The organism is Paenibacillus sp. FSL R5-0912, from assembly GCF_000758605.1.
GTDB lineage: Bacteria > Bacillota > Bacilli > Paenibacillales > Paenibacillaceae > Paenibacillus_AQ.
In genome coordinates this window covers 269,881-286,884 of the sequence record NZ_CP009282.1, presented here as the reverse complement: position 1 = coordinate 286,884, position 17,004 = coordinate 269,881, and the positions used below count along the sequence as shown (strand labels likewise).

The following is a 17,004-nucleotide window of genomic DNA, read 5'->3' as shown; positions in this document are numbered from 1 at the left end:
GGTTTTGTTCCTTAACCCCCCTGAGGCCGCTTGTTATGCTTGTAGTGTGATCAAAGTAATCAAAAGACCTAAAAGGAGTGGGGCTATGTGAAGGCATCCTGGATGAAGCGGCAGCAGTACCTGGGCTATCTGTTTATCGGGCCAAATATGATTGGCGTGATTTTATTTTTCATCATACCTGCCGTCTATTCTTTCTATCTCATGTTTACAGACTATAAGTTTATGAGTACCCATACCAAATTCATCGGGCTGGCCAACATTCAGCGGATGCTGGGGGATGAGGTATTCTATATCGCCATCAAGAACACACTGCTGTTCCTGGTCTCCGTCCCGGTATCGATCGGCCTCGCGTTCATCGTTGCCGTTGTGCTGAACCGATCCGTGTATTTGAAAAAGCTGCTCCGCGCCCTGTACTTCATGCCTTATATTACAAGCGGCGTCGCTGTAGCCTTTGTCTGGATGCTGCTGTTTCATCCGAACAACGGGCCGATTAACGGTATTCTCCGCTCGGTCGGCATCGCGAATCCACCCGGCTGGCTGTCAACCATGGAAACCTCCATGTATGCGATTGACATCATCTGGATCTGGTTCATGCTCGGCTATAACATGATTATCTATCTGGCCGCCCTGCAGGAAGTGTCCGGCGAGCTGCTGGAAGCCGCCAAAATCGACGGCGCCCGCACCTGGCAGACCGTCCGCAGTATCCTGTGGCCGCTGGTTAGTCCGACCACCTTCCTGCTGCTGATTACCGGACTGATTATGTCGATCAAGCAGTTCGGGATCATTCAGGCGATCACGCAAGGCGGACCGGGGAACAGCACCACCGTGTTATCTTTGTTCATCTATCAGAATGCCTTCCGCTATTACGAAATGGGCTATGCTTCAGCGGTCTCCTGGGCCCTGTTCCTGATCATTCTGATTGTCACCGTGATTCAATGGCTGGGCCAGAAACGCTGGGTTCACTACTAAGGAGCTGAGAACATGAATAAAGCCGTAGTTACCAAAAGCATTGCCACCCTCATCATGCTGTTCTTCAGCATCGTCATGATTGTACCCTTCATCTGGATGATCAGCACTTCATTTAAGACACCAGCAGAGGTCTTTCAATATCCGGTCCAGTGGATTCCAAGCCATTTCAACTGGAACCATCATGTTAAGGTCTGGACCGGTCAGGGCAGCTTCGTGCCTTACTATCTGAATTCCCTTAAGGTGGCTATTCTGAGCACTATAGGTGCCGTTTCCTTATCCGCCTTAGCTGCTTATGGGTTTGCCAGAATTGAGTTCAAAGGGCGGAACACCATGTTCATGGTCTATCTGTCCATGATGATGGTTCCCCCGCAGGTGCTGTTCGTGCCCAAATTCATCATGTTCGACTGGGCCGGCATCTACAACACCCATTGGGCGCTGATCCTGCCGGGAATGTTCACCATCTTCGGCGTGTTCATGATGCGGCAGTTCTTCCTCTCAGTGCCTCATGAAATTTCGGAGGCCGCCTTCATCGACGGCGCAGGGCATTTCCGTATCTTCTCGCGCATTATCCTGCCGATGGCTAAGCCGTCACTGGCCACACTGGCCATCATCGACTTCTCCTGGCACTGGAATGATTATGAGAATGCCCTCGTCTTCCTGATTGACCATGATCTGTTCACCGTCCCGCTCGGGCTGCAGAATTTCATCCTGGAGAACAATGTCGACTACAACGGCATGATGGCCGCTGCAACAGCCGGAATCATGCCCATGATCCTCGTCTTCCTGCTCGGCCAGAAATACATTATTGAAGGTGTAGCCAGCTCAGCGGTCAAGGGCTGACCCCACCTATAAGTAAAGGAGCTATGCCACAGAACGTACGGTGGCATAGCTCCTTTTAAATACATGTGGATCTCGATTCAAGATTGAGGCTTATCGCGTTAAGCTGCCGTCAATTCTGGCCCCTGAGTTACGACAATCCAGCCTTAGTCAAGCCATAGGCCGCATCAGATGAACCCGGCACGGTTGTGAAGCCCACGTTCACCCGGTTCCAGGCGTTAATCGCCATAACCGAGAAGGACAGATCAGAGATTTCCTGCTCGGACAGCTGTCCACGGACACGGTCATACAGCTCATCAGGCACGCCATGCTCCGGCAGCTTGGTCAGTACCTCCGTCCAGGCGAGTGCAGCCCGTTCACGCGGAGAGAACAGTGTTGATTCCCGCCAGATAGAGATGTGATAGAGACGCAGTTCACTCTCGCCGTTAATCTTGGCCTGCTTCACATGCATGTCCAGGCAGAAGCCGCAGCCGTTCATCTGGGAAGCCCGGATGGACACCAGATCTTCAATTTTCTCCTCAATAGAGCTGTTCTTCAAGGCCATGCTGAAATCGAGAAATTTCTTGAAAAGCTCCGGGGACTGCTGCATATAATTCACACGTTGTGCCATAACTATACTCCTCCTATTGGGCTGGTTGTAATTAAGGTCCGGTCCAGACATTGTCTTCCGCCTGGCGTTTTCCGGCCTTGCTCCGCCCTTCGGACATATAACGAGACAGCTATTCGTTCTGTGACAATACAGCAGCAGATTTTTTGTCCGGTCCAGTTTTCGAACGTACCCCCCATGAATGATAGGCAACTTCACGCATCCCCGCTCTCTCCTGTCACACCTCTCCTCTTTATATTGTCTACATTATAGCGGAGTTAGATTGACTATATATAAGGATTGGAAGTGGCGTTATGCAGGAGCTGTATGCCCAGTATAAGAACCTATTGTTTAAACTTGCCTACCAGTTAACCGGATCAGCCGCCGATGCCGAGGATGCGGTTCAGGACGTATTCCTGAAGGTGTATGATGTGCCGCCGGAGCGGCTGGCCGAACCGAAAGCCTATCTGTGTAAAATGGTCACGAACCGCTGCCGGGATCTGCACAAATCTGCGCGCAGACAGCGGGAGGAATATTTCGGCGAATGGCTGCCCGAGCCTCTTGCCGGTACAGCCGGGGATTCCATGGACTCCGTAGTTCAGGATGATCTCTTATCCTATGCCATGCTTGTCCTGCTGGAGCGGCTGACCCCTGCGGAGCGGGCCGTGTTTGTGCTGCGTGAGGCGCTGGGCTTTGAATATCAGGAGATTGCCGGACTGGTCGACAAAAGTGAACCGAACTGCCGCAAGCTCTTCAGCCGGGCCAGTGCCAAGATGGGCCTCATCTCCGGGGAGCCTGTCCAGCCGGAGGCGGCTACAGAGGAATGGGTGAACGGGTTCCTGGCCGCCCTGAAGCAGGGCAACATGAACCAGATTCTGACGATGCTTGATCCGGCAGTCGAGCTGATCTCTGACGGCGGAGGCAAAGTACGCGCTGCTGCCGAACCGGTAATCACCCGCGAGCTTGTAGCAAGCTTCCTGCTGGGGCCTTTCCGCAGGGCAGCTACAATTCACGGTGAGGTGACTATTGAAACCGGCCGGATTAACGGACAGCCCGGCCTGATCCTCCGCTCGGACGAGGGTGTTCATACCATAGGACTTTTGCATATCCGGGACAATCTGATCCGGAATTTATACATTGTCCGCAATCCGGATAAGCTGCATTATGCGGGGAGTTAGGGCGGGTAACGGGTTTCCGCAAGCCCCCGCCCCCTGTAGACTCCAACTAGTAACGAACCCCGTTCAGGTCACGCATTGTCCGGCACCTTCACGGCCACCCAGCCGTCAATCAGATAGGAGCCGAAGAATCGTGACATCCCCGTGAACCCGGCCTCCCGCAGCAGCCGTTCCATCTCTTCGGCCGGAAGCGGGTGCGAGGTCACGCCGAACGATTGCTCGAAGGCCTGCCACTGGTCTTGTTCAATGCCGTTACCCAGCATATGCAGCCTCCAGCCGGCCATCTGAATCCGCCATGCGGGGGAAGCCGGCTCCCCGTTGATTGCGGAAAGACACAGCGGCGCTCCCGGCTTAAGCCGCCCGGCAATGGAACGGAGCAGCGCCAGCTTGTTCTCCCACCCTTTCACAAAATGCAGCACCAGCATGCAGGTCGCAGCATCGTACTGTCTGCTACAATTCCAGGAACTTATCTCCGTATGATGCAGTCGTACTCTGTCCACCATACCTGCTGCGCCAAGCCGCTGTTCAGCAGCCAGGAGCATTCCCTGCGAAGTATCCAGCCCACTGAAGATCCAATCAGGATGGGAACGGCCGAGCTGCAGAATTTCCTGTCCTCCGCCTGCTCCGACGATCAGCAGTTCGGGATGGTTCAGCTTATCCATCAGCGCCGTTATCAGCGTATCCATCAGATCATACTGCAGCTGATAGCCGGGGATTTTGCGGCTTATATTCTGAACGTATTGATCTGCGTCCGCCTGCTCCCAGAGACTGCCTGAGCTAGCTGAGCTGCCTGTACTGCTTATGCTGTCTTTCATTACATCCCCTCCGGAATCGGTTGGTTGAGCGGAACCTGCCGGTCAACCCCGATAATGAATATGGTTCATTATCAGGGCTGCACCCCGGAACCGCCATCCCACATAGCTGGGATTTGTCAGGGCCGCTCATACCAATACCCTGGAATGCCGAGTTAGATTATTAAGTTCACTCTATGTAACGGGCGAATCAAGCTGAAGCTTTGGAGCTTATGTTACTTTAAGACGACCTCACCTTGCTCCAAGCGGACTAATACTCCTCATTCCCTCCTTTGCCCCGCATCCGGTGAAATTACAGGGATCTATCCCTTTAGTTTTTCTCATACAGCTCGTTAGCACATTGTATTTGGTTTTCTGTGAAAATAAAGGTAACCAGGCGAATGAACGAATTTCTGTTTTTGGGCAATACAATGCCCGGGATCTCCATTTCCATGAGTCCGTGTTTAGACGATCAATGAGTTGGTAACACGAATTAACTTGCTCGTTTTTGGGGTCCGCCTTCGAGGTAAGCTTGTTTGTTTTTTAGCATGCTATAGGCTATGACCAGTATCGTTCGTGCCATCGCAATGCAAGCTTTCTTCTTTCCCCGCCGAGAGGCGATCTTCCAAAATTTTGTGGATAAACCGTTGTTTCTTGTACGAGCGATTGCCCAAGCCGCTTCGCATAATGCTACTTTTGTATGTGAATTTCCTTTTAAGCTCTTTGTACTTTTTTTTTACCAGCGCTTTCGTGGTTACCGGGGGCCAACCCTGCCCATGAAGAGAGATGATCGGACGATGGGAATTGATCCATATTGACTCCAATCTCTGCAATAAGAACAGCTGCTGTGGCCTCGCTCACCCCGGGGATCGTCTGAAGCAGCTCGTATTCTTCCCGGTACGGTTCTAGATGAGCATCGATTTTTTCTTCTAACTGGCTGAGCGACTTCTCCAGGTATTCGATGTGGTCCCAGCAGTCGCGGATCAAATCCATTTGGTGGCGAGTGATCGTGCCGAGCATGGAGTCTCTAATGGCTTCCTTCTTGCTTCGAAGTTTGCCTTTTACACTTTCCTCCACATCCTCCGCATCGACATAGCCTTTCGTAATCAAGGTTTCCAGCAGGTTCCGGCCGGACACCCCAAATACATCCGAAACCACCGTTCCCAATTTCACATTCGAGCATTCGAGGTATTTCTGGATACGATTCTTTTCCGCCGTGAGTTGGCCCAGGCGTTTCTTACGAAGCCGGCATAAATCACGGAGTTCCCGCACATCCTCGGAAGGAATGAAACTCCGCTCGATTAATCCTACACGAAGCAATTTGGCAATCCATTCGGCATCGCATACATCCGTTTTCCGGCCCGGGACATTCTTGATTCGTTGTGCATTAGCCACCGTAACATCAAAGTAACCTTCTAAGATGTTATACACCGGCTTCCAATACACCCCCGTGCTTTCCATGGCAATATGGGTGACCGCCTTGTGTTCAAGCCATTTTAAGAGCTCAAACAAATGTTTCGTCATCGTGCCAAACGTACGTGTTTCCTTCTCGACTTGATCCTCTTCACCGGGCGTGAGGACGCATACTACGATGGTTTCTTGATGGACGTCCATTCCGGCGCATCGTGAATACATGACTTCCATATCATCAGCTCCAACCTAAATTCCATGGTGAGGATGAACTCGAGCTTAACCATTTTTCTGTTCGCAGTTCTCCAAACGGGCGATTTGAAGCTAGCAAGGAGTTGTACACAGAGTTCGATCCTTACAGTTTTCGCACAGGGGTAAACCACCATTAACCGTAGCGTAGTGTTCACCATGGTACTAAAAGTATGGGATGGCACAACCTGCGATAAACGCACGCTGCTCATTTTCATGCTGGAGTTGTGCCTTGGAAGACATGATTGTTTTCGCATACATTCGGCTCGTTTACCCTATCATTGGCACATTGTATTCGGTTATTCGCATACATTCTCGTCTAGCTTATCATTGGCACATTGTATTATGTTTTTCTGTGAAAATACGTCTGGCACTGCGATAAACGCACGGCCTACGCGGCGCACCCAGTCCAATTGTGTTCGGTTTTTCGATTACATTTGGCCTACGCGGTGCACCCAGTCCAATTGTGTTCGGTTTTTCGATTACATTTGGCTTACGTGGTGCACCCAGTCCAATTGTGTTCGGTTTTTCGATTACATTTGGCTTACGTGGCTTACCCAGTCCAATTGTGTTCGGTTTTTCGATTACATTCGGCTTAAGCGGCGTACCCAGTCCAATTGTGTTCGGTTTTTCGATTACATTTGGCCTACGCGGTGCACCCAGTCCAATTGTGTTCGGTTTTTCGATTACATTTGGCCTACGCGGTGCACCCAGTCCAATTGTGTTCGGTTTTTCGATTACATTTGGCCTACGCGGTGCACCCAGTCCAATTGTGTTTGGTTTTTCGATTACATTTGGCTTACGTGGCTTACGTGGCTTACCCAGTCCAATTGTGTTCGGTTTTCCGTTAAAATATGTTAAATAAATGAAAAGACGATGTTCTGTTTTTTAGCCACGCTGCTCATTTTCATGCTGGAGTTGTGCCTTGAAAGACATGTTTGTTTTTCGCATACATTGGCTCATCTAGCCTATCGTTGGCACAATGTACTCGGTTTTCTGTGAAAATACGTCTGGCACTGCGATAAACGCACGGCCTACGCGGCGCACCCAGTCCAATTGTGTTCGGTTTTTCGATTACATTTGGCCTACGCGGTGCACCCAGTCCAATTGTGTTCGGTTTTTCGATTACATTTGGCTTACGTGGTGCACCCAGTCCAATTGTGTTCGGTTTTTCGATTACATTTGGCTTACGTGGCTTACCCAGTCCAATTGTGTTCGGTTTTTCGATTACATTCGGCTTAAGCGGCGTACCCAGTCCAATTGTGTTCGGTTTTTCGATTACATTTGGCCTACGCGGTGCACCCAGTCCAATTGTGTTCGGTTTTTCGATTACATTTGGCCTACGCGGTGCACCCAGTCCAATTGTGTTCGGTTTTTCGATTACATTTGGCCTACGCGGTGCACCCAGTCCAATTGTGTTCGGTTTTTCGATTACATTTGGCTTACGTGGCTTACGTGGCTTACCCAGTCCAATTGTGTTCGGTTTTTCGATTACATTCGGCCTACGCGGTGCACCCAGTCCAATTGTGTTCGGTTTTTCGTTAAAATATGTTAAATAAATGAAAAGACGATATTCTGTTTTTTAGCCATGCTCATTTTCATGCTGGAGTTGTGCCTTGAAAGACATGTTTGTTTTCGCATACATTCGGCTCGTTTACCCTATCATTGGCACATTGTATTCGGTTATTCGCATACATTGGGCTCGTCTAGCTTATCGTTGGCACATTGTATTATGTTTTTCGCATACATTGGCTCATCTAGCCTATCGTTGGCACAATGTACTCGGTTTTTCGTGTACATTCGGCGCATCCCCGTACCTCCCACTTTCAGCGGAATTAGAGGGTTTCATCGAGCACCATAAATTTCCTACATAAATAAAAAAAGACACCGGTTAAGTGTCTTAAAGTCTTTGACATCAATCTATGCAATTCGCCCAGCCTGCAAGCCATCTGTCAGGAGCCTGCCAACACCGCCAGCACCGTCTCCAGCACTACATTCACGCCCATCTCGCACTCATCATAAGAAGTGAGCTCTTCCTCGCAGTGGCTTTTCCCCTTCACACTGGGTACAAAAATCATCGCCGACGGCAGGAAGCCGGCCACGAACTGGGCATCATGCCCCGCTCCGCTGGCCATCTTCTTGCTGCTGTAACCCAGCTTCTGCGCTGCTTGCTCCACCAGGGCACAGACCTCCGGATCGAACCATACGGTATCGCGTCCCCACAGCTTCGTCTTCGATACACTACACTCCAGCAGTTCTTCAGGCAGACCATTAATAATTGCCTCTACTTCACGGACAATATCCATGTCCTTATGCCGGGCTTCCACGGTGAAGATCACCTTGTTCGGAATAACGGTATGAATATTAGGCAGCACGTTCATTCTGCCCATGGTATAGACCAGTTCGGAGTCCAGTACAGCCAGCTTCCGCCGCAGCTCCGTAATAATATCTGTAGCGGCAAAAAGCGCATCCCTCCGCATATCCATCGGCGTAGTACCGGCGTGATCCGATTCGCCTGTCACTTCAATCTCATAGCAGGCCATCCCGACTACACAGTCGACCAGGCCGATCTTGAGATTCTCTCTCTCCAGCACAGGACCCTGCTCGATATGCAGCTCCAGATAAGCCGTTGCTTCGCTGATCCGGTTCTCCGCATCGCCCGCATAGCCGCTGGCCTGCAGCGCTTCACCGAAGGTCGTACCCTCCGGGTCCTTCTTCTTCAGCATCTCTGCCTTGTCGAACTTGCCCGCCAAGACACCCGAAGCCATCATCGACGGCTCGAAGCGGGCACCTTCCTCGTTGGTGAAGTTCATCACTGTTATTGGCAAGCGCGGCTTAATGCCATGGTCAACCAGGGCTCTTACCACTTCCAGACCGGTGATTACGCCGAGCACCCCATCGAATCTGCCACCTTTCTTGACGGTATCCAGATGCGATCCGATCACTACAGGCGGACCTTCTTCGCTTCCCGCAAGTGTGGCATACATATTTCCCATGTCATCTACTTTCACAGCCATTCCTAACTCAACACAACAGGAAGTGAAATAGCCGCGCACCTGCACATCCTGCTCCGACAGCGATAACCGGGTGACCCCGTTGTTGTCCGTCCGCCCGAAATCGGCGAAGGTCTCGATCGTATTCTTCAATCTCTCACCGTTCACGAATATCTGCTGCAGCTGCATGGCCCTATTCCTCCGTTTCGAACGCTCATTTATATGAAACGAACTTGAAGTCCCCGATTTGGGTGTTGTTCGCGACTGCGGTAGCCCTCCGTCACTCTCACCCATTCGCAAGTTTAGTTCGTTTTATATAGAATTATTGCTTTCTATATATGTTATACCATTCCGTATTATTTTCATTTTACAGACTGTAATAATTTTTTTTGGTTTTGTTCACGTTATGTTATAACGCGATTGGGGAAGTCTGATAGAATATGAGCTGGTAGGAAGCATAATTTGAGAGGAGCTAAGCATATGAATACCCTTTTGCGCAGCGGCACAGCCGAAGCTGTGATCAGTTCACTCGGAGCCGAGCTGATCAGCTTCAGAAGAACGGATACGGAGACCGAATATATGTGGAGCGGGGATGCCGCCTATTGGACAGGCCGTTCACCGGTACTTTTCCCGATTATCGGCGCAGCCATCCAAGGCGAGATCAAAGCGGACGGGCAGGCTTATAAGATTGCCAATCACGGCTTCGCCAGACGCAGTGAATTCACGCTGCAGGAGGCAAGCGATACCCAGGCAGTCTTCCTTCTCTCCCATAGTGAGAGCACGTTGGCGGTCTACCCGTACAAATTCAACCTGTTCCTCACCTATATCCTGAGCGGAAGCACCCTTGAGATCAGCTACCGTGTGGAAAATACAGATGAACAGGAGATCTTCTTCCAGCTTGGCACCCATCCTGCATTTAATTGCCCGATTGACGGCAGCGGAGCATTCAGCGACTATTATCTTGAATTCGCGCAGCCGGAGAATCTGGAGCGCTTGTTCCTGAACAAAACCGGCCAGCTCATTAACGGGCAGACTGACCCGCTTCTACAGAATGAGAACATTCTGCCGCTAAACCATGAGATGTTTGAGCATGACGCACTCGTCTTCAAGAATGTAAGCTCGCAGTCCGTAGCGCTGAAGAGCAAGCTCTCTGCCAAAAGCGTAAGCGTGGCTTACCACAACTTCCCCGATCTTGGGATCTGGCAGCCGAAGAACGCACCGTTCCTGTGCATCGAGCCTTGGCATGGTGTAGCAGACAGTGAAGGCTTCACCGGAGAAATCCGGGACAAATCGGGAGTCATCTCCCTGCCGCCGGGCGGCCAGTCTACAAGCTCGCTTACGATTACGTTCAACTAACCGGTTGTTGCTCCACCGCTTCCTGAAGAACAAAAAGGCCGCAGCCACCTTACGGTGGGTGCGGCTTTTTGTGTCAAATTAGAATCCATATCCTACGCTTACGGAAGCAGGCCGTCCAATAAGTAAACTAAAGTAGTATATACAACCTTTTGCTGCCAATAGTAAGCTTAAGGTAGTTAATTCACTACACATAGAATGGGAGAAATGGATAAGGGAGTGGAGTATATGCAAGGATTGTCAGTGGCTATCTGCACGAGGAATCGGGTACAGGACCTGACACGGTGCATTCATTCTATAACTAAACAAGACATAGGCAGGACATACCCCATTGAGGTCATACTTATAGATGACGGCGAAATACCAGCCCGTGTACTTACTGAATTTGAAGCTTTACTTACCGGATACGGTTATCCTTTAACTTATTTCAAGAAGACGGACCGGGGATTGTGGCTGTCCCGGATCAAAGCCGTGGAGCTGTCCACTATGGACAAGATCCTCTTCCTGGATGATGACGTCGAAATCCCCGCCCATTACCTGTCTACCTTGATTCAAACCTACGATGATTATCCTAACTGCGCAGGAGTCGGCGGTATCGCCATCGGGATGCGGAACAGCTTCCTTGGAACCATCCGCTGCCTGCTGTCCTTCCAGCAATCCCTGTCGAGCGGCAAGCTCTCCTTAAGCGGTCAAGCCGGGTCCATGTACAACTGGCATAAAGCCCGGAAGATCTTCAAGACTGAATTCCAGCATGGCTGCAACATGTCCTTCAAAAAAGCGGCAATTCAGGACCTGAAGCCCGTTCCCTGGCTTACCAGCTACAGCGTAGGTGAAGATATTCTCATGTCCCGCATCGCCCGGAGCTCCGGACCTTTGTATATCAATCCTGAACTCAAGCTGCTGCATCATGAATCTCCGGCCTCCAGGGACAATCTCGAGGATGTCGCCTATACCCGTGTGCTCAATCATGTGCATCTGCTCAAGGATAAACGGTCGGGCCCCATCGGCTATCTCGCCCTGATGTGGACCACGCTCTACCTCATTCTCCGCGAGCAGCCCAAGAAGAATGTCGCCGCGATCAAAGGATATAAGAAGGGGCTGAAGGAGATTTTTAACAGACAGACCGCCGGGTAACCCGTCAAAACTCAGGAAGGGAGTGGAGTTATGAGTGTAAGCATTGTAGTTCCCATGTACAATTTAGAGCGTTATGTGGCTCCATTGCTGGATTCACTCCTGGACCAGAGCGAGAAGCGGTTCGAAGTGATTATGGTCGACGACGGTTCTACAGACCGTACGTACGAAGTGGCCGAAGCCATTCTGGCGCGGCATCCCATATTGAGAGCCCAGCTGATCCGCACGGCCAATGCCGGAGTGAGCGCGGCCAGAAACACCGGGCTTGCAGCGGCCAGCGGCGACTATGTGCTGTTCCTGGACGGGGATGATTATATCGCCAGCGGACTGGTGCAGAGCATTGAAGCCCATACCTGGAGCGCCGCTCCGGATATTCTCTGCTGGGGGTACAGTCTGGTCCGCGAAGACAAGTCCACCATTGTAAACTTCACTTCAGCGGCAAGCGACACTACGGGGAGCGAAGCGCTGAAGAATATTTTTGTGCATCGAAGCCTCAGAATCTGGACCGGCAGCATCGCCTTCAAACGGACCTTTCTGCTGGAGAACGGCATCCGCTACACCGAACGCTGCGTGAACGGGGAAGATCAGGAATTCATCTACAAAGCGCTGTCGCGGGCCTCGCGGACCATATCCATCCCGGATGTGCTGTCCTTCTATCTGCAGAGAACCTCCTCCATCTCCAATACGTATAACGTGAATAAATTCGACATGGTCGATGCATTCAAGCGGGTGGCTGATTATTTCAGAGCCCATCCCTTTGACGGGACATCTGAGATATCCGAATTACTGCTGAACCGGGAGCTGACCGAGAACTACTTTTACAATCTGAAGACCTGTCTGAACGGCACTGCGGGGATGGATGTGAGGCGTCTGCTTCAGGATATAGATGCCCGTTATCCCGGACTTCCCCAGGAGATGCGGCCGATCATACGTCAATACCAGGGGGACGACCGCCAGCTCGCGCTGCAGATCAGAGCCTTCTTAATCTCCCCGTCCTTGTACGGAGCGCTGATTGTTATTGATAGAAACTGGGTCCAGTTCAAACATAAGCTCAAAACCGTGATGGGCAGAAAGGAAATCAAGATATGAAGAAGACGATGATGATCAATGCATATACAGAGTTCAATTTGGGCGATGATTTGTTCATAAAAGTGTTATGTGAGCGATACCCCGGTACCCGGTTTATGCTGATTGCCCCGCAGCAATATAAGCTCGTCTTCAAAGATCTCCACAACCTCAAGGTGTATGCCTCGGACTCCGTGCTGCTGCGGGGGATCAACTATATTTTCCGCAAACTAAAGCTTCATCCGAACTTCGTACAGAAGCTGCTGACGGATCAGGGCGACGGAACCGTGCATATCGGCGGGTCTATTTTTATGCAGGGTGAACAGTGGGAAGAATATGTGGCTGGTGCTGAAGCCCTCCGCAATAAAAGCAAACCCTACTACCTGATGGGCGCGAACTTTGGTCCGTATAAGGATGAGGCCTACTACCAGCAATATAGGGAAATCTTCCAGAATTATGCCGATGTCTCTTTCCGGGAGCAATATTCCTATGACCTGTTTAAGGATCTGGACAATGTGCGGCTTGCGCCGGATATTATTTTTCAGTTGAAATACAGCGGCGGAAAAGCTCCGGTCGTGACGGGTAAGACCCTTGCCATTTCCGTGATCAAGCCTTCGTCCAAAGCTTTAGACGGTTTTGACAACCTCTATTATGAAAAAATGAAAGATGTTGCAATCTATTTCATTCAGCAGGGGTATGATGTGCATTTCATGTCCTTCTGCCAGCATGAAGGGGACCAGGAAGCGATCAGTCTGATCCTGAATCTGATTCCGGCGGAGCTTCAGGCCCACACCCACGCTCATCTCTACAAAACAGATATGGATGAGATTCTCGCCGTGCTGTCCGGGGCAAGCTGCATCGTCGCCTCCAGATTCCATGCAATGATCCTAGGCTGGGTATTCGGCAAACCGGTGTTTCCCGTAGCTTACAGCAACAAGATGATCAACGTGATGCAGGATGCTTATTTCGGGGGAGCGTATACGGACTTCGCCCATCTGGCTGAGCTTACACCCGAGCAGGTCTATGAGAGTATGGCTGCGGGTACGCTCGATGTAACGCTGCAGGCGAACCAGGCGGAGAAGCATTTCAAGCAATTGGATGCTTATCTGACACCCGAACCGCTGCTGGAAGGGAGAAGAAGCTATGAAAGCTAAACGGAGCATGCTGAACCTGGGCTTCGGGCTTACCAGCCAGGTGATTACCATTATCCTCGGTTTCTTCATCCCCCGCCTGATCATGGTTAACTACGGCTCGGAAGCGAACGGACTGATTGCCTCGATTGTGCAGATTATCAGTTATTTCGCCCTGCTTGAGGCAGGGGTTGGTGCGGCATCGCTGCAGGCACTCTATAAGCCGGTGGCCGGCAACGACCGGGGCCATATCAACTCCATCCTGGCCGCTACCTCCAGCTACTACAAAAAAACCGGGATCTACTATTTCATCTCGGTCGTGCTGCTGTCGGTCATCTATCCGCTGGTTATCCATTCGGAGATCAGCAGCATTAGCATTGCAGCGATTATCCTGTTCTCCGGCCTCGGCGGAGCAATCAATTATTACTTCCAGGGCAAATTCAGGGTCCTCCTGATTGCTGAGGGTAAAAGCTATATTGAGACCTCTATCGTCACAGTAGCGAACATTCTGAACAACGTGGTGCGGATCATCCTGCTGCTGCAGGGCGTGAACATCATCGCCGTCCAGGCCTCGTTCTTCGTGCTGACCCTGCTGCAGATTGTTGCGTTCTACATTTATGCGAAACGGCATTACAAATGGATGGACCTCAGCATGAAGCCGGATTTCACTGCGATCGGGCAGAAGAATTCCGTTATGGTGCATGAGATTTCTTATCTCGTCTTCCGTAATACGGACGTGCTGATCCTGACGATCTTCACCAACCTGAAGATTGTCAGCATCTATGTCATGTACAATATGATCTTCACCATCGTCGACAACATCGTCCAGACCGTCAACGGCAGCGTCAAATCGGCGCTGGGGCAGAGCTATCATGAGGGCAAGGAGGCCTTCATCAAATTCTATGATGCTTACGAGGTCTACTTTATGGGCCTGATCTTCTCCATCCTGACGGTGGTCTACATTCTGATCCTGCCATTCATGCGGCTGTACACCGCCGGGGTCAACGATGTGAATTATATCAATGTCTGGCTGCCGGTTCTGTTCGTGGCGATCAAGCTTCTGACCAATGCCCGCACGTCGTCGAACAATCTGATCACCATTGCCGGACATTTCCGCAACACACAGTTCCGTTCGATTCTGGAGTCAGCGATCAACCTCGGAGCTTCGATTGTGTTCGTAATCTTCTTCGGAATCTACGGTGTGCTGATGGGAACTATTGTCGCTCTGCTCTACCGTTCGATCGATATTGTGGTCTACGCCAGCAGAGTGCTGCTGGAGCGCAGCCCGTGGATCACCTTTCGCAGATGGCTTACGAACGTCGCCGTCTTCGCGGCAATCGTGTTCATTACGACCAAGCTGAATCTGAGCATCACCTCCTACACCGGCGTAATCCTCTGGGGCGCGCTGCTGGGTGTGATTATCCTGCCGATCTATTTCCTGGTGGGCTCTCTGATGGAACGCGAGGTCTTCCTCTACACCTGGAGCTACGCCAAGAAATTCAGAACGAAGCTCAAGCTTAAGCGGAAGGTTGCGGCCGGGCAGACGCTGTAATGCTGGAAATGGGGTAGTGCAGATTCCCATTCCAGCCGCATGCAAGCTGCCAGAACACCTCCCCCAGTTTTTTAAGTGGAAAAACGTAGCTTAATTTACCGTTTTTCGCACTCTGTACGCGAATAGTTGGAAAAAAGGCATTTACTTGCTGCCCTCCAGCCCTCTTCCCGCGAAATGTGCATTTTTAAGTGGAGTTTTTCCAACTAACTTTAGAATGATCCTCACAATCGGGAACATAAATGGAGAAAATCCAACTATTTAAATTACGCTGATGATTTTCACAACATTTAGCCTATGCTTCCGAAGCGAGTTTTATTGCGAAGCGAACCAGGAAGCATTGCTCCATAAAACTTTTAGGAGGACTGATTATGGATCACCGCGGGGACTTACATGAAGCAGGACTGCATCTGCTGCATCAGCTGAGTGACGATATTCATCATCCGCCCGCCGGGGGTCTGACCCGTGAGGAGCTGATCCGCCAGGCCAGGAATATCAGCAGCAGCGAGAGTGATGCCGGAATCAAAGAACATCTGGAGACGCTGAACGGTGTCCTGGATGCCTTTCTGGCAGGCCGGGCTTCGGATGACGCGCTCCAGTATTATGTCAGCACTCAATTTAATATTCAGATCGATGAAATTAACGGGTTCATGCAGGCGCTTTCCGCACTCAGCAGCAGCGTGCCTGATACGCAGGAGTCTACACTCAACCTGGACGCCGGTTCCGCAAGCCATCCGAAGGTCAGTGTAATTATTACTACTTATAATAGAAAAGATTTCCTGCAGCAGGCAGTGAACAGCATTCTGCGGCAGGATTATCCGCATACCGAAATTATCGTCATTGACGATTGCTCCAGCGACGGTACGCAGGAGATGATGAACGCCACCTTCGGAGCAGAGCCGCGCGTCATCTTCATGCAGAATGAGACCAACAGCGGACCCGGAAATAACCGCCGCAGAGCGCTGGCCGCACATGGCGACGGGGAATTCATCCTGTTCCTGGACGATGATGACTATCTTATTGACCGCAGCTATTTCACCAAAGCCGTGAAGGTTCACCGGCTGCATCCGGAGCTGTCTTTTGTCGCCGCAAACGTATTCCTGGAGTATTCCCAGTCGCAGAAGCTCACTATCTCCAGTCTGGAGCTGAGTCCCGTCACGGACAAACACGACTATTTCATGAACTTCGAGCGGAAGAACTATCCCAAGCCGGCATCAACTTTAACCGCCATATTCAAGCGTGAGGCACTGATGAGCATGGATATTCTGAATATGAGTATGGTCAACGATGCTTCCATATACCTGCGGGCGCTGCTGATCGGCGATGCCGGGTTTATTGATACGCTGGCGGGCGTGTACCGGATTCACGGCAACAATATCACCTTCAATCTCAGCCAGTCGTTCCTGATCGAGAATCTGGAGGAGAAGCGCAACATCCGCAATATGGCCGTCGAGCGCTTCGGCTACAGCAAGGCGGAAATGAATGAGTGGTTCAACCATAACGTCTATGATACGATCTCTTACTACCTGATGAACTCCGCCAAAAGCCACAGCGACTTCAAGTTCATGTACAGCTGGGCGAGCAATCACTCTCCTCAGGCCTACAATCAATTGAAGCGCCAGTTCCGCACCAAGCTGATGAAAAAACAGCTGCTCCGCGTTTCCTTCGTACGGGCGCTGATGAACCGGTGACGGGACAGACCGGCTAGATGGAAGGTGTAACTCTCCACACAAAAAGCAGCTTCCCCTTATAAGGAAGCTGCTTTT

The 17,004-nt window shown here is 51.0% G+C and carries 14 protein-coding genes and 1 pseudogene; 11 read left to right on the top strand and 4 right to left on the bottom strand.

Annotated features, from left to right (window positions below; genetic code table 11):
* The first annotated feature begins 87 nt into the window (after positions 1–87).
* On the top strand, positions 88–969 hold the full coding sequence (locus tag R50912_RS01285) for a carbohydrate ABC transporter permease (protein WP_042231742.1): 882 nt from the start codon (positions 88–90) through the stop codon (positions 967–969).
* A gap of 12 nt (positions 970–981) precedes the next feature.
* Positions 982–1,809, top strand: a complete 828-nt coding sequence (locus R50912_RS01280) for a carbohydrate ABC transporter permease (protein WP_042231737.1) — start codon at positions 982–984, stop codon at positions 1,807–1,809.
* A 127-nt stretch (positions 1,810–1,936) separates the two neighbouring features.
* Here the strand turns inward: R50912_RS01280 and R50912_RS01275 are convergent, their stop codons facing one another.
* The gene (locus R50912_RS01275; RefSeq protein ID WP_039296948.1) at positions 1,937–2,416 is read right to left on the bottom strand and encodes a carboxymuconolactone decarboxylase family protein; all 480 of its coding nucleotides are present in this window, start codon (positions 2,414–2,416) and stop codon (positions 1,937–1,939) included.
* 290 nt (positions 2,417–2,706) lie between these two features.
* Between R50912_RS01275 and sigJ the strand changes: the two genes are divergently transcribed.
* The gene (gene sigJ, locus R50912_RS01270; protein ID WP_042231733.1) at positions 2,707–3,570 is read left to right on the top strand and encodes an RNA polymerase sigma factor SigJ; all 864 of its coding nucleotides are present in this window, start codon (positions 2,707–2,709) and stop codon (positions 3,568–3,570) included.
* Between the two features lie 68 nt (positions 3,571–3,638).
* Here the strand turns inward: sigJ and R50912_RS01265 are convergent, their stop codons facing one another.
* Together R50912_RS01265 and R50912_RS01260 are read right to left on the bottom strand one after the other, a co-directional pair.
* Complete coding sequence (locus R50912_RS01265; protein ID WP_052415892.1) at positions 3,639–4,382, bottom strand: class I SAM-dependent methyltransferase; 744 nt, start codon at positions 4,380–4,382, stop codon at positions 3,639–3,641.
* Between the two features lie 469 nt (positions 4,383–4,851).
* Positions 4,852–6,002: pseudogene (locus tag R50912_RS01260) on the bottom strand (IS110 family transposase).
* A 430-nt stretch (positions 6,003–6,432) separates the two neighbouring features.
* Between R50912_RS01260 and R50912_RS34660 the strand changes: the two are divergent.
* On the top strand, positions 6,433–6,882 hold the full coding sequence (locus R50912_RS34660; RefSeq protein ID WP_156122899.1) for a hypothetical protein: 450 nt from the start codon (positions 6,433–6,435) through the stop codon (positions 6,880–6,882).
* Between the two features lie 193 nt (positions 6,883–7,075).
* Positions 7,076–7,576, top strand: coding sequence for a hypothetical protein (locus tag R50912_RS34655; RefSeq protein ID WP_156122898.1), 501 nt, complete (start codon positions 7,076–7,078; stop codon positions 7,574–7,576).
* 393 nt (positions 7,577–7,969) lie between these two features.
* Here the strand turns inward: R50912_RS34655 and R50912_RS01255 are convergent, their stop codons facing one another.
* A complete protein-coding gene (locus R50912_RS01255) occupies positions 7,970–9,199 on the bottom strand; it encodes a Zn-dependent hydrolase (RefSeq protein WP_042231729.1) in 1,230 nt (409 codons plus the stop codon).
* 291 nt (positions 9,200–9,490) lie between these two features.
* On the opposite strand from R50912_RS01255, the gene R50912_RS01250 reads away from it, so the two are divergent.
* The 6 genes from R50912_RS01250 to R50912_RS32980 all read left to right on the top strand — a co-directional run bounded on the left by R50912_RS01250 (position 9,491) and on the right by R50912_RS32980 (position 16,929).
* Positions 9,491–10,366: an aldose 1-epimerase family protein gene (locus tag R50912_RS01250; RefSeq protein ID WP_042231726.1), complete on the top strand. Its 876-nt coding sequence runs from the start codon at positions 9,491–9,493 to the stop codon at positions 10,364–10,366.
* A gap of 195 nt (positions 10,367–10,561) precedes the next feature.
* Positions 10,562–11,497, top strand: coding sequence for a glycosyltransferase family A protein (locus R50912_RS01245; RefSeq protein WP_331281891.1), 936 nt, complete (start codon positions 10,562–10,564; stop codon positions 11,495–11,497).
* 30 nt (positions 11,498–11,527) lie between these two features.
* The gene (locus R50912_RS01240) at positions 11,528–12,583 is read left to right on the top strand and encodes a glycosyltransferase family 2 protein (RefSeq protein ID WP_042231722.1); all 1,056 of its coding nucleotides are present in this window, start codon (positions 11,528–11,530) and stop codon (positions 12,581–12,583) included.
* Positions 12,580–13,713 carry a polysaccharide pyruvyl transferase family protein gene (locus tag R50912_RS01235; protein ID WP_042231719.1) on the top strand — a complete coding sequence of 378 codons (1,134 nt, stop codon included), beginning with the start codon at positions 12,580–12,582 and terminating at the stop codon, positions 13,711–13,713. The genes R50912_RS01240 and R50912_RS01235 overlap by 4 nt, the downstream gene beginning before the upstream one ends.
* Complete coding sequence (locus tag R50912_RS01230) at positions 13,703–15,241, top strand: lipopolysaccharide biosynthesis protein (protein ID WP_042231716.1); 1,539 nt, start codon at positions 13,703–13,705, stop codon at positions 15,239–15,241. Before R50912_RS01235 ends, R50912_RS01230 begins: the two co-directional genes overlap by 11 nt.
* Before the next feature lie 368 nt (positions 15,242–15,609).
* Positions 15,610–16,929 carry a glycosyltransferase family 2 protein gene (locus R50912_RS32980; protein WP_052415885.1) on the top strand — a complete coding sequence of 440 codons (1,320 nt, stop codon included), beginning with the start codon at positions 15,610–15,612 and terminating at the stop codon, positions 16,927–16,929.
* Positions 16,930–17,004 lie beyond the last annotated feature (75 nt).